Origin of the sequence: Algoriphagus aquaeductus (assembly GCF_003253485.1) — a bacterium.
In the GTDB taxonomy this organism is placed as follows: Bacteria; Bacteroidota; Bacteroidia; order Cytophagales; family Cyclobacteriaceae; genus Algoriphagus; species Algoriphagus aquaeductus.
Genome location: NZ_QKTX01000014.1, coordinates 1 through 14,350, shown reverse-complemented (window position 1 = coordinate 14,350; position 14,350 = coordinate 1). Strand labels below are relative to the sequence as shown.

The following is a 14,350-nucleotide window of genomic DNA, read 5'->3' as shown; positions in this document are numbered from 1 at the left end:
ATGGATTTAGTCAATAAGTAATTCGTATATCCATCCTCCTTTGAAGTCAAGCTGGATTTGGTGAGGAAGCCTTGATACCTTCTTGGTCATCCTTGGGTACTGCCTAAATACAGGAAGGAAAAAATCTTCTGCAGCACGATGAAGTTGTGCAGGCCTAAGTTTCTGATAAAAAATATAAGACAGAAAGTATTCCATGGCATTTCTGGTCAGCTTAATCGGGATTCCAATCAGATTTGATCCATTTATTTCCAGTGCTTGGGTTACCTTCTGAAGTTCGATCGCCAAGAGAATCTGAGCGGGTTCATCTTTTGAAAAAAAGACCATTTCATCACGACGGATATATCCATTTTCAAAAAGAGGCTGGGTTTCTTCTGGAATATAATTCTTGCGAATGAAGGTCATATCCCGCTCAGCGTTTTCCCAGAGAAATTGGAACATCAGTCGGCTTCTAACAAAACTGCTTTGATTAAAAACATCCAGATAACTGATCACCAAACTACCGCGGGCGTTCGTAGGTCGAGTTTCAAAATAAGAGAAATCAAGTGATTTTCGTTGAGTAAGAAATTCTTTCAATTTTCCATTTTCATGGAATTCCTGATCCTCATATTCGTATAAATATTCAGTAAAAAAATCAGTGACCACTACTTTGGGAAACACTGCATAAGATTCCTGAAACGCTCGTAATTGAGCAAAAGTAGAAGGCGCATTAATATCCGTAGTCTCCCAAAGGAAAATGGATTCACTTTGTAAATCCAGTATCTCCAAAAGTTCTGTCAGGATTTCCTTTGCTTTTTGTCTTTTCCCGTATCCGATCAAATGAATAAAATGGACTTCCTCGCGGGATTGGACACCCAACCAAAAAGGCTCCAATAAGTCCATCACTTCATCGACAAATAACCGCCAAGAAGGATAAAGTTTTTTCATGGCTTTTCTGGCCATAGAAAAAGGTAGTGATTCGCTCATGTGTCCAAATCTCGACTAAGGCTCTGCCAAACCCTGTCCGACCAAAAGAAATATTTATCTTGTATTGCTAAGACATCTTTTGGCAGAAGCTATCCGTTCCTTTACATCAGATTTACGACCATGAGCAAACTTACTTCCCTTTTTCGCCAACTCGAACTCATCAAACTCGCCAAAAAAGGTCCATTCTCCTGGGATCAAGTAGAAAGCCTTTTGGAGAAAAAATCTGAGGGAAGAGATTTGAATTTGCAGATTTCAAAGCGAACACTAAACCGTGACCTTAGGGAAATCCAGGAGTTATTTGGATTGGTTATCGAATTTGATTTTAAATCGGCACGATACCGTATCAACACTGAAGAAAGCAGCGAAAACCATCTGGAGTTGATAGAATCCTTCGAAACTATCCAAGCTTTTGGCCGGGCAAATCGGCTGAATGGAAAAGTGTTTTTCGAAAAACGTCTGGCAAGAGGAACAGAGTACCTAAAGCCGATTTTGGAGGCAATAGAAAATAAAGAAACTGTTCAGATCGTGTATGAGAAGTATTGGAAATGGGAGACTGAAACCCGCCTCCTTCGACCCATAGCTCTCAAAGAATACCTTCATCGCTGGTATGTGATGGCCTGGACTGAAAAGGATGACCTGCGGTTCTTTGGATTGGATCGAATCAAAAACCTGCAAACTCTTCCCGAAAAAGTCAAGCTCCCTACTGCCCCGGATTTGGAATCCCGTTTCCTGGAAACTATTGGCATCATCAACGATCCTTCCGAACCTGTGGAAACGGTGATTTTGACCTTTACTGAATTCAAAGGTCGGTACATCCAGTCCATGCCACTGCACCCTACCCAGCAGATCTTGGTCAATGATAGCAATATCCTCCGAATCAGCCTTCGGGTGAAAATCAATTATGAATTAGTATCTGCAATTCTAAGCCACGGTGATGAGGTGAGAGTGGAGCATCCGGAAAGGCTGAAAAAGATAGTCAAAGTAAAAGCAGGAAATGTATTCCATCAACATTTAACCCCATGAACATGGAAGTAGCCTTGAGAATCAATCAAGAATCTTTATTCAAGACCATAAGTGAAGTTGCAGAATACTTGGAGAGCGAGCTATACATGAATTATAAAAAGGGGATTTTTTTCGTTCCTGAGCTTCATCTTGCCTTTGAAGTTGGAAAAGCCATTTTCGGGAAAAGAAATGAGATTTTTGGTTTGGAGCAAATTGAATGGCTGAGAGAGACCAATCTTGGAAATGGAGGCCCCAGTGATTTGGTTTTTAAGGTTGGAAAGGAATGGGCTGTATTTGAGTTTAAAATTTCGGATACATGGAAGGCTTATGAAAAAGACATCAAAAAGCTTCAAAAGCTTTCTGAGATCGAAGGATTTAAAGGAGAAAGATACTTTGTCGCTTTGGTAGATGCCTTCCCAGGAAAAACGGATGGGAGAATGGACTATTTGAAAAACTTAGACATGCCTTTGCTTGGTCAAAAATCCATCGAGGTCAATTATTCAAGGTATGTGCAAAAGGTAAGCTGTGAGTTGATTTGCATCCATGTTCACTGAATGAATACCCGAAAACTAAAATTTGTAAATGGAATCCCGATCATCGATCTTCAAGCATCAAGTCCAAAATGTGGTGGATTGGAAGAATTAGTCACAGAAGATTCCGTGGGGGATAACTTTTTCAAAATAGTATACGCGAAGGATATTTTTCCTGAAAACGGAAAGAAACTCATAAAAAAGATTGAATTAGCTGATGATTTTAGGCGATGAGTGAGAATAGAAAATAGCCCACTAATTTTAAAGATATATGAATATTAGAGACAAAGAAAACGAGCTTTTCAAGCGATGGAGATTCCATGCAGGAGCTGATGCGAATACATTTTTTGTTCAAGATGGGACCTTGGATCCTGAAGCATACATTAATTCCAAGGTAAAGATTGGTTCTGTCTTAAAAGAAACGCCATTTGATTCTACTGCGCATCAAGGTTATGTATTTGGACCAGCCTTTGTTGACAGTCTTGAAAAAAATGGCTCGTCAGAATTCCTGAAAAAGAAGGGCACCTTAAGCATATTGGCCAAACGGATCGCAGTGATTTTAAATACGCTTCATCCAAGTGAGTCCCACGACCCAGTCGATTCCCTTAAGCAAACTGCCTACTTAAATCTTAAAAAATACAGAGGCACCAAAACCTCTTCTCAAAAAGACCTTGAGAATGTGGCTATTCGGGATAAAGAGTTTTTAAAAGAGCAGATTGAGGAAATACTAAATCCTGACATTCTTCTCTGTGGAAAAACTCGTCACTATCTTGGATTTATTTATGGAAGGGATATCCATTTCATTGCAGAAGACCCGACAAAAAAAGTGAAACTCTTTCATCTTTTGCAAGACGGAAAACCCACAAGACTCATCATCGAAATGTATCATCCGAGTCACCGAAGTTCTGAAGAGGAACAACTAAAAAAACTTAGGGAAGTATTGGTATCCTACAAGAATTCTGGAGATTTTCTATTTTGAGCCACCATTAAACCCTTAAATCTGTATTTATCAGTTAGAAATAACTAACCAATTTAAATATCCTGGATCGAGGGTGAATATTTCCAAAGTAAAAGGATGAGGGTAAAAATCTTGACTTTACCCTCGTTTCTAATCTTGAATATCAAAATGGGTTAAATAGAATTTGGCTGACAAAACTTGCCCAGATCATGGAATTAAACAATCAACTAATTCATCTCACTTTAAAGATCAGAAAGAAGGATTGCTACAATCTTCGACTGCCTTTTTCATAATCTTTTGAATCCATACCGGCACTAAAGCAATGTCGTGTTTTAGATCTTTCGGATCCTCCTTCCTTAGCAAATCCAATATTTTTTTCTCTTCGGCTTCGGTTACATTTCCGTTGCCAATTTCCTTCAAGGCTTGAATCACCAAGCGACTGATTTTCCCTTTAGCCGTTAAAATCTTTGGCGATGTTTTCTTGAACTTGATGGTACGCTTACCCAATTTGATTAACCGAGGTGAACCATCGGTCAGCAATACGATATTCATGGGTACTTGAGTACTTAGCCCCAAAGCATTTAGCGCATAACTTCCCGTAGGAATAGTCCGTATCCGGTCTCTTTTGACAATGGCCTCTACCACTTCCTCGGCTGAAGGGATAAGCTGTCCAAGCAACTTGCTTATTTTCGGACGAACATAGATTCCCTGCGCGACTCGTATAATCACCCCCCTTTTAACCAAACGCTCCAAAGCTTTTCGGATAGCTTCAGGGGAGCCCAAATCCGAAAAGTCTTTAGCCATAAGCAAAGATCCTTTTGGTTCACTTAAAATTCTTATTTCAATTTGTTTTTCAACATTTTGCACTTTAATCCCCTATCATTTTTGTCACAAAAAATGCAAATATTTGTGACAAAATTATATCAATCTACAATCAAAAACTTTTTTAAATACAGCGGTTGATAATCTACATCATCGTTGTGCCTTATAAAATCGCCAACCATTTCATCCCATATAAATCCCGGCCTAACCAAAATGAGCTCATTATTGCTTGAGATATTTTTAACCTCACAATAACCAAAGTGAGATTTGTAAATGGTTTGGCCCCTTTTAACCTTCGTCTCAAATTCCTGAGAAGACAATTTATGGATTGCTCTTAAAAACAGAGGAATAATCTCATCCAACAGCCATCGATAGTTCTCATTAAGCATATTAGATTGATTATTGACTGAATCCATTCTTACTTCAAGTCTTGATTTTATATGAGGCAATTCAATTCTCCACCATTCATGGCCATTTCCCCCTAAGTAATGTAAACAGTTTAAAATCATAGATTTGGCATATCCCTTCTCGTTCTCTTTCCACTTCATATTTAATATGCATATCAGAGAATCTACTAAAGCGTCAGCCTTTAACTGCTGCATTTTATTCTGGGTATACTCTAATTCGTACTTCTTAAACCCTGCCTTGACAATTAGTAGAAACTCCCCAATGATATAAAATAGCCAACCTTTGACAGAATCACTATGGTAAGGAAGGTCATCTAAAAACTCTAAGTAGGTGAAGTATTCTTCGTCTTCCCCATCTATGTATTTTTCAATTTTTCCCCCATATCCAAGCAACAATTCTATTGCGATCAGGTACTTCGAAAGATCGGTCAATGATACCTTATAATCCTTCGGTTTATTTTTGGAATAGAGCAAAAAATGCTGGTGATCATATGTTTTATTTAAATAAGCCAGAAGTTTTCTTCGCTCAGCATTCAACATCCATAAGGGTGTAATTAATTGGGTCTCTATCCCACCGCCTTCTTTAATGGGTGTCTTATCCAAACTTGCCTCCTGCTCATCTACTTTTAATTCGGATTGATTAGACTGGATAAATTCAACCGAGCTAACGAATCTAAGAGCATCGAGCACTCTCAGAGAATTAGAAAAAATCAAAAGTCCCTTTTCTTGTGATTGATTCTCTTTTGTCTTAAAACCAGATAATTCATAAAGCTTTTCCAGTTCTTCCTTTCCTGCACTTTTGATTTCATTAGGACTTTTCCTGGAGATCAATTTAGAAGAACCCAAACCCTCTGTTTCATCGAGAAGTGCATATTGTAATAAATCAAGGACTTTGGTTAAATCACCTCCTTGAATATCCTGGAAGATCCTTTCAATTTCTTCGGTTTTTGGATTAGGGTGCGTTTTAGCAAGAAGGACATGGTCGGACAGTAATACCTTATTTGACTGAGACGAATTACCAGATTCATCATATAATTCAACATGATTTGCTTCCTTGGGTAAGGTCAATTTTATCCTGATTTCCTCTGAAAAACTATCCAATTCAATTGAATGCAAGACTCTGCCATCTTTATCAAAAATTTTCACAACCAAAGCCCCAGAATAGTTTCCAATGGCATACACGAAAATTTCATCGAATATCACTTCTGCTACCAGCAGATTGATTTTTTTTCGATTACTGGAAACAACGATTTCGAATACAGTCTTAGAACTTTTCACATTAAACTCTGAAAGTCCAACTGGAGATTTCAACTTGATACCAAGATTCTTCAAAAGACCTCCCTCAGGAGATTCAATTAAAAGCGATGCTTCTTCATTTTCCCTTTTCCCCGGAAGTCCCAGCCCTTCTGGGGTAACATTGGCACTTCCAAACAATAAAAACTCCTTTCCCGAATCAACCTTGAAATGGATGATTTTTGCATGAAGTTTCGATAATTCTGAATGCTCGTCTGATTTAGAATAAATGGCTTTACTGATTCCCAGGTCATACCAATTGAAAAAATGAAGGTTTTTTGAAAGCGGAATCTCGTAAGGAACTGTACCTGATTCATCAATCACCACATTGATTTTGGACTCAGGCCATATTTCACTCAATGCCCGAATAGCATTTCCCCTTTTGTCGTAATAGGGAGAAACAGTCGTTATTTCAACAATCCTCTCTTTACCAATGAGATCCGAAAGTTTTTGGAAAATCGTGCCATTGGAAGAGTTATACAAAAACGCCACCTTATCCTTTCCTGATACTTCATAAAAAGAATCCCCATTTGATGGTGGCAAATCTCCAAGCCATTTAGAATTCTCTAAAAGCCAATGATTTGTCTTCTCATAAGTGTATCCCTTTATCGGGGCACATAATTTTTGAACGTAATTCCATGCCGTTGAGAAAATAAGTGCATTTTCCGAACTCCTCGTATCAAAATGAAAAGCTCCCCAAATCTCTTCATTGTTCCCATTCCCAGAATTGGTCAAATTCCCGGATCCGATTACCAACATGCCCTCATTTTTCCCAAATAGCATCCAAATTTTTGGATGAAAAATCGAGGAACCGAAAACAGGATATAGAGAATAGGCCGGAGCTAAATTCATCTCTTCCCCTCCAAGCTGCTGCATCAATTGTGCATAGTAATGGCCGTCTATCAATACATTTACATTCCTTACTCCACATGACCTCAACCACCTCATGGCTTTCATTTCAAAGAAGTAAAAATCAAAACTGAAAGTGGTGAGAATAGCAGAATGGTACCTGCGACTTCCAATAAGGCTTAATATGTTTTCGCGCTGTAACCCCATTACTGTGAAAGGATTATTTCATGTTTTGGAGTCAACATTCCATCCGATCCAATCACTTGTAAATCGGAAAGTAAATTCCCAAGGGCAACCATTCGGGGAGAAGTTGCTCTCGGTGGAAACGTGTCAATAAAGCGAATAAATTGATCCTCAAGAATGAACTTATGGGTAGCTTGAGAACCATTACCCATTTTTCGCAAAGCAACCATTTGGTGCCTGTTGATAATCTTTCGTAGGATAAATTGATAAACAAAGTTTTCCAAGGTTTCGCTTTCTGCTGCCTCGAGATAGAATAATCCGTCGATCATATTTCCTTCCCTGATCATCTCCCGCCGATTCATAAATTCCTTTAAAGCATGAATCGAATCCCTGTTTTCCAGGTATAATCTGAACAATAAAAAAAATCCATTCTTGGCTACTTCCTCGGGATTGCTGTATCCTTTTGTCTCAATATTGTTATATAAATCCTCCTCTTGAAGTTTCTCCGGAATAAAGGATAGGAATTCCTTTAAGGTGTTTCCTGGATTAGTATTTTCCACAGATTTAACCAATTCTTCTATAACAGACTTGGTTAAATCAGTTACAAATTCAGGCAAGTATTCATCATTCTGATTAAGATATAGCTGTTGCAATACTGCCCAAAAAATAGCTCCACAGGCATATTGATAATATTCATTGAATTTATAAGCATACCATCCAACCAGAGTTGCTGAATTTTGGATTTCTGAGTGAACAAGCTTTTTTTCGTAGGCCTGCAAAATAAAAAGATGCCAATCCAACTTATTCCCATTAGACTTAGCAGTCATTAACAGCTCCAAAATGGTATTTCTTCTATGAAAAGTAATTCTATCCTCCAATTCCTGGCTTGGATCATCTTTATCCATCAGCATGGAAACGTAAAGAAGCCATTCAGGAGAGTTAGAATCTATTTTATCGATAGCAAAATATTGGATCAAAACAGGAATATCCAATTCTTGAAGTCTACCCTTTTTGATATTATGGTAAAAAAGATCTCTTACTACCGGGGTCAAAGTCTGGTCAAATGCATCTGCTAATTGTTTGCCTGAAACCTTTTGTCGAGGGTGAGGCAGGCTCACTTTGTAAATTTCTTTACCTTCAGAATTAATCGCCACAGCAACCAAAGCTAAAGCCCGCATTGCTCCAAAGTAATATTGTCCAAATGCTCCCGAAGGGTACTTCCAATAAACAGCTTTATCCCCCTCCTTATCCGCCCCTTTGGCCAAATCAAAAAAATCCTCTGATCGGCTTCCAATCATGGTTGAAGCAAAACTGCTTCCTGTAATTTGAAGGACTTCTTTTCTTTCTGATTGCATCAATATGGCGATCATCAACTCAGCCCTTCGGATAAAATTATATTGCTCGGATGCATTGCCTTTGTCTTCGCGTTGAAAATAGAAATCCAAAAGCCAACAATAAAAGCCAAAATACCTTAACCTATTAGTCAAGTTAGATATTCCAGGAAGCATTGTGGCGTAGGTGGCTTCTGAAGTGGTTTGAAGGCTTAAAGGGTCAAGGCCAGTGATCAAACTAATGGACTCTCCCCAAAACGGGTATATCGATTTACTTTTTTGAAGTACTGCCATAAAAAGATTATTTGAAAAATCCCATCTTTTAAATAATCAAACAAAAAAAGATACTACTTGTAACACAATGATTATCGCACCTATAATTGCCAGAACAGTAAAGTTTGACGTCTGCTTTTTAATTCCTGCCTGAATCGCCTGAGAGTGCGAATCCAATCCATCTGCAACCAAAGAAACCGAATCAGATATTTTATTCAACTTAGAATGGAAATCTACCTGAGCAATTTCAACTTGGAGCTTTCCAATTGCCTGCTTTAATTCCTCGAACTTTAGAAATACTCGATCCAGTTCTTGGTTATGCTTTCCCCATGATGTTTCATATTTCTGAAAGAGCAAGCGATTGGATTCGGACAGGCTTTCCATATTGGAGTCTACATGCTCCTTCAAGGAATCATTCAGCTTGGTCATGTCCTTTACTGCCTCACCAACTTTAATCCCATAGCTTTTAATTGTATCCTTGCCTTCTTTTTCAAAGGCCGACACAGCTCTCTTAAATTCCACCTCAAGGGTTTGGAGCTCTACATCTATCTTCTTAACAACTTTACTTGCCGCATCAATATCTGAATGAGCGAGGCTTCTCATTTCCTTTACAGTCTCATTAGCAGCCTGAATATCCTTCAGGTTTTTTTCTAAGGCCCTTAAGGCCAAATGCAATTCTTCTTTCATCTGGGATTATTATATCAAGTCTTTAGTGAATTTTTCTTTAAATCTTCCCGTCCACTCCACATGAGCCAAAAATTCCAGATCACCCAAGACATCCAGGAACCATTCTTGAGCTGATTTATTCTGCAGCTTGTCCATCATAGCTGCCTTGTAATGAATCATAGCATGGTCCATATCATAATTCTCACCCTCCCTTTCAAACAGGTTTAAGTACCCCCTCTTTAAGTCTTCCAATATTGAAGCCTTAAGATCTGGTTTAAGGTTTTCCTCCTCCAAAACGAGAACGGCGAATGCTTTCAACAGCCTGAACACATAATTATCTGGATTTGCTATTATTAATCTTCTACAAGCACCTAATAAATGTTTAAGATTATCACGCTCGGGATTTGAATTATCAAAACTCATCAAATGCATGAAGTCAATTACATATTCAAATTCCTCACCTTGTCCTTCTTTGGTCCAATCAAATAAAGATGCATTATACTCTCCTGGAGATGTTTCTTTCTCAGGTAATATTGAAAAATGGTTGAGAGTATCATCATCCAGCTTAACAGAATATCCTTTTCTCGCATACTTGGAATTGAAATAGAGGTGAACCCAAGTCTTCATTTCCACATTCCCTCTCTCCAGCCCAACCTGGCAGCATTCCTGCATAAAGCTGATGCTCTCGAATCTTTTCTTAGCAACCTCCTTATATACAAACTCAGTTATAAAATTCAGAATTCGCTGAATTTCAGAATCCCCTTTTCTCTCTGACAAAGAGTTGATAATATTATCAGTCCGTTTTTGGGAGTAATATTTAGATATATAGAATCGAAGCGCAGTATGGTATTCATTACGCTCCTTTTTCCTACCCTTTAGAATATAAGTCTCCTTGGAGTAGTCTACGGTATAATCTTCTATCAAGCCGATCACTGAAAATCTAAAAATTGCCTTTTCTGTATCCTGCTTGTCTCGCTTTCTGTTCAGTCTGCTTTGTACTTTGGATTTGAATTCCTCAACCTGATTAGGATTCTCAATGGCATAAACATCCAATTGTTGAAGAATCCCGATTTCTTTATCCAAATTCTCCAAAAAGTTCTCGTACCGGGGGTGATAATGCTTTCTGCTATACTCGGAAAACAGCTTAATATTTTCTACAGAAAGTTCTTTTCCAAGAATATTAAGTAAGACTAATGCCAGTTTTTGATATACCTCTGAATGATCATTCACAAAAGGAACCAAAACTTCAAATTCATCTCCAATATTTTTTGCTTCAAGGATCTTTTCTATTCCCGGAAGTCTTTCTGTCCCTTGGCTCTCATTAAGCCAAGCCTGCATGTGATCAGGAGAAATATCAATAGCCAAATCTTGGATGATTGACCATAATGCATTTAGTGCTTGATTGGATTTGGTCGTGTCTTCTGTGGCATATTGAATACTGAATTGACCTGTTTTATAATAGATACAACCATAATTTCTCTTATCTGAAGCATTGATATATAACCTGTTAGATGGCTGATGGTGACTCACCCATACATCCAATCCCAAATCCATAATATCCGGATGTTCTTTGAGAATTCGGGTAAGATGCTTGACTCGATCCCTTCCCGGAAAAATGATCTCATTTAATAACTCATACAGAACCCACTTTTCATGATTCTCCCCCTTGAAGGAATTCCAAAAGAAAGCCTCTTGAAGGTCCAGATCATGCTTGTATATTTTATCCTTTTTCATAGGATCCGGAATCTCCTGATCATTGAAAAGAACACAAGCCACAGAGAGCCTTCTGTCACGCCCTCCTCGACCCGCTTCTTGAACAAAACTTTCAATAGAATCAGGAAAGTTGTTATGTATGGTAAACCGGATATTGGGCTTGTCAATACCCATCCCAAAAGCTTTGGTTGCAACCATCAATTGCTGATATCCATTGACAAACTGCTCTTGATTTCTATCATTATCATCTTGGAGCGTTTTGGCTGTAGCCTCATCATCATTATCAACCCCCATGAAAGTTCCAATCTTATCGGTTGGCAGCAATCTGCTTCGCAGGATCGATTCAGTTATCCCTGCATTTCGTTCAAAGGGTTGATACCGATCGGTTACTCCGAAATACCAAGTCTTATGTGGGGCAAAAACTAATGCGGCATTATTATTCCCCTCTCCATCCAGATAGTTCCAAAAATCATCTTCATAAGATCCTTTTGGTAAGCTAATTCGATTATGAATTTCATCTATTAAAGGAGCACTGCCTTCTGGGTAGGTGAGTTTGATAAGCTCATCAGTAATTACTTCATCTTTCTTAACATTGAACTTTCTCAAGAAATGACCAGGATTTGCAAGAAGTTGATTAAGAACCCGCTGTTTCAAAATCCCGAACTCTTGATTTAAATTCTTCCCAAAATTAGTAGCTCCTTTTCTTGTTATTTTTTCTATAGTCTCTTGATCCAGTTCTACTTTTACAATATGATATTGGAGTTCATCTCGATTTGTATTTTCATGCCTCACAATCGCCTCGTCAGGAATCATTTGATTTTCCTTGTTACCGGATAATTCCCGCTGAACATCCGAAAGCACATCAAACGAAGCAGTAGCAGTCAATCCAAATAGTGCGATCTGGCCATCGGCAGCCTTACAGAATTCAAGCAGATTTCTTCCTAAACTCAGATATGGTGTCCGGAAATTATGTCCCCACTCTGAAACACAATGAACTTCATCTATGACACCATAAGAAAAGAAATGATTTTCATTAGCCATGGATGCCAGCGATTCCCTGAAACGCTGGATCATCATCCGCTCTGGAGAAACGAAACAAAACAAAGCCCGCCCATCAGAAAGGACTTTCTGGGCCCTTGTCCTTGCTTCAACATCTTTTAGCGAACTGTTGATAAAGACTGTACCGGTAATTCCAATTTTAGCTAAACTGTCTACCTGGTCTTTCATCAATGATTTGATTGGGTCAATCACAATCACATGGCCAGGCTGTAGGAGCCCGGCAAGTTGATAGGTGAGCGATTTACCACCACCGGTCGGCAAAAGACCGATCACAGTTTGGTTTCGCAATGCCCGATCTAAAATTCGAAGCTGTCCATCCCGAAATGACTTTTTTCTGAAAATATTCTGGATAAAAAACTCCAATGCATTGGAAGTAACTGGATGATCCTCCCATTTATCATCACCTTTTGACACAACCAGATTACCCCAAGTAATGCGAGAGGTAGTCAGAAAAGGCTCAGTAGTTTTAGGAAAATAGTGCGCAGACCGAATCTGAAAATAGGCATCAAAAATTACAGCTTCATGTCTTCTCGTAAGCCCATCTCGCTCCAAAATGGAAATATCAATAAAGACGTCATATGGCTTTTGATTGTCTCCGATTTGAGCAACTGGAATATCTGTCGACTTTCTAAATGCAGAGCCTGAAAACTCAGAAGTGTAATACACATCCAATTCAATTTCCGGGAATTTTCTACCCTGATTCTCTAACTCCGCGAAAGCCTGCAGAAATCGTTTCAAGTCATTGATTGCTAAATGAGCGCAGGCTACATCCCGTTCCAAAACAGCGATATTCCACTTTTCTTCTTCGAAAGACAAGAAACCAGAAATCACTGCTTTGATCAATACCTGCTGAATCCTTGCGACTGCATAGGGAGCCAAAGCCAATTCCAATGCCGCCAAGCCTTCAGCTGTTGAGAAAAGAGGATCCTGGTAATTTTTGAAATAGGTTTGGTAAAAAAACTTTGAAAACTCGCGTTCATTGAGAAATCCGAAGTGATGCCGCAAGCCATTTTCAGTAAAATCTCGGGTCTTCAATCGTAGGGTATTTACCCAGTCTGCCTCAAGTAGTGCATCATCCCGCATTTTATCCAATTGCTGCTGACCTTTCTCCTCATGCTGGGAACCATCGATTTCCACACAGAATCCTCTTCGATTTGTTTCCGTGACGGGAAAGGGATATTCCAAAGAAAAATCAATCCTTTGCTCCGTAAATGATCTTTCCTGGCGTTTGGTATTAATTTGATCAGGAAGGATAGACTGAATTTCTCTTTGGGGCTGAAAGAGCTGGATTAAGAAATCTCCATTTCCATCAAAAGTCCGATTGGGAAGTTCCTGATACAAATAGCGTTCTTCAAAATCACTGCTATGACTTTCCCAACTTTTCAAAAAATGTTCATGAGCAGTTTTTCGACTGATTCTCGGTTCTATTAAGTAAAGAGCCTGAAGCAACCGGTCAGGAGGAACTTCCTCTGAAAGACTATGCTCCAAACTCTTGGTATTGGATTCTCTGAAATTGATCAAACCCAACGCTTGTCGAAATTCCTCCTCCAAACCAAAGGATGCCAAGGTGGGAATTCCACGCATGATCATATTATGAAGCACAAAGGCAAATCGGTTGTCTCGCCCTGCAGGAATGTTATCCAAGGCACAATCTGTCTTCACGATGTAGGAAGACAAAGCCTTCTTTAACCCTTCATATTCTCGCCTTTTGTCGGGAATCTTTTGGAGGCTATCTCGCACGGATTTGAGTTCATAGCCGGCAGAAAAATGGAATTTGTGAGTCATTAATGGGTTAATTGATAATTACTATTTTTCAAGGTAATCAGGCTTCGGGAATTCAATTAATCTTTTTTGAGTAGTGGTTTCATTTAATTGACTTTGGCACTGCCCCGTCTTTCAACTTAGGCAGCCCAAACGCCTCATAAAATTCAAAGCATTCATTATTCTTTGACTTCAAAAGCATTACCTCTGGTTCAGTTTCTGATTTTTCGAGGTAAGGATTAGTGACAAAAACCTGCCTTTTACCCAAAGGTATTTCTTGCCCCAAAAAGAGGTAGCTATTGGAATCATGATCAATTATCAAGTATCCATCTTCCTTCACACCAGCTATCAATGGGATTAACTCATCCTCAGTTTTACCTGTCACGCTTTTGACTGGAAATCCCTGAGAAATATCCCAGTTTACCCTATTGGTTCTGAAAAGGTCGTATCCCTCCGACCAACCCCATATTGCAGAAAAAGTGATTTTTATTTAGGGCGGTATTTGGGCCAGTTGGATGGCAGGAGTTGGTAGAGGTTTTT

9 protein-coding genes are annotated in these 14,350 nt (G+C 38.9%); 3 read left to right on the top strand and 6 right to left on the bottom strand.

Annotated features, from left to right (window positions below; genetic code table 11):
• Nucleotides 1-6: 6 nt before the first annotated feature.
• A complete protein-coding gene (locus CLV31_RS16665; protein WP_146250915.1) occupies nt 7-963 on the bottom strand; it encodes a hypothetical protein in 957 nt (318 codons plus the stop codon).
• Nucleotides 964-1,083: 120 nt separating this feature from the next.
• Between CLV31_RS16665 and CLV31_RS16660 the strand changes: the two genes are divergently transcribed.
• The 3 genes from CLV31_RS16660 (at nt 1,084) to CLV31_RS16645 (ending at nt 3,474) form a co-directional block, all read left to right on the top strand.
• Complete coding sequence (locus CLV31_RS16660) at nt 1,084-1,986, top strand: helix-turn-helix transcriptional regulator (RefSeq protein WP_111394120.1); 903 nt, start codon at nt 1,084-1,086, stop codon at nt 1,984-1,986.
• A complete protein-coding gene (locus CLV31_RS16655) occupies nt 1,983-2,519 on the top strand; it encodes a hypothetical protein (RefSeq protein ID WP_111394118.1) in 537 nt (178 codons plus the stop codon). Before CLV31_RS16660 ends, CLV31_RS16655 begins: the two co-directional genes overlap by 4 nt.
• Nucleotides 2,520-2,766: 247 nt before the next feature.
• Nucleotides 2,767-3,474 carry a hypothetical protein gene (locus tag CLV31_RS16645; RefSeq protein ID WP_111394114.1) on the top strand — a complete coding sequence of 236 codons (708 nt, stop codon included), beginning with the start codon at nt 2,767-2,769 and terminating at the stop codon, nt 3,472-3,474.
• Nucleotides 3,475-3,702: 228 nt separating this feature from the next.
• On the opposite strand, the gene CLV31_RS16640 is transcribed toward CLV31_RS16645, so the two are convergent.
• The 5 genes from CLV31_RS16640 to CLV31_RS16620 form a co-directional block, all read right to left on the bottom strand.
• Nucleotides 3,703-4,320: a DUF6088 family protein gene (locus CLV31_RS16640; RefSeq protein WP_111394112.1), complete on the bottom strand. Its 618-nt coding sequence runs from the start codon at nt 4,318-4,320 to the stop codon at nt 3,703-3,705.
• A 56-nt stretch (nt 4,321-4,376) separates the two neighbouring features.
• Entirely contained in the window at nt 4,377-6,932 is a 2,556-nt protein-coding gene (locus CLV31_RS16635) for a phospholipase D-like domain-containing protein (protein ID WP_146250914.1), read from the bottom strand.
• Nucleotides 6,933-7,030: 98 nt separating this feature from the next.
• Nucleotides 7,031-8,170: a hypothetical protein gene (locus CLV31_RS16630; protein ID WP_220084345.1), complete on the bottom strand. Its 1,140-nt coding sequence runs from the start codon at nt 8,168-8,170 to the stop codon at nt 7,031-7,033.
• A gap of 498 nt (nt 8,171-8,668) precedes the next feature.
• A complete protein-coding gene (locus CLV31_RS16625) occupies nt 8,669-9,298 on the bottom strand; it encodes a PCRF domain-containing protein (protein WP_111394107.1) in 630 nt (209 codons plus the stop codon).
• Nucleotides 9,299-9,307: 9 nt separating this feature from the next.
• Entirely contained in the window at nt 9,308-13,834 is a 4,527-nt protein-coding gene (locus CLV31_RS16620) for a DEAD/DEAH box helicase (RefSeq protein WP_111394105.1), read from the bottom strand.
• Nucleotides 13,835-14,350 lie beyond the last annotated feature (516 nt).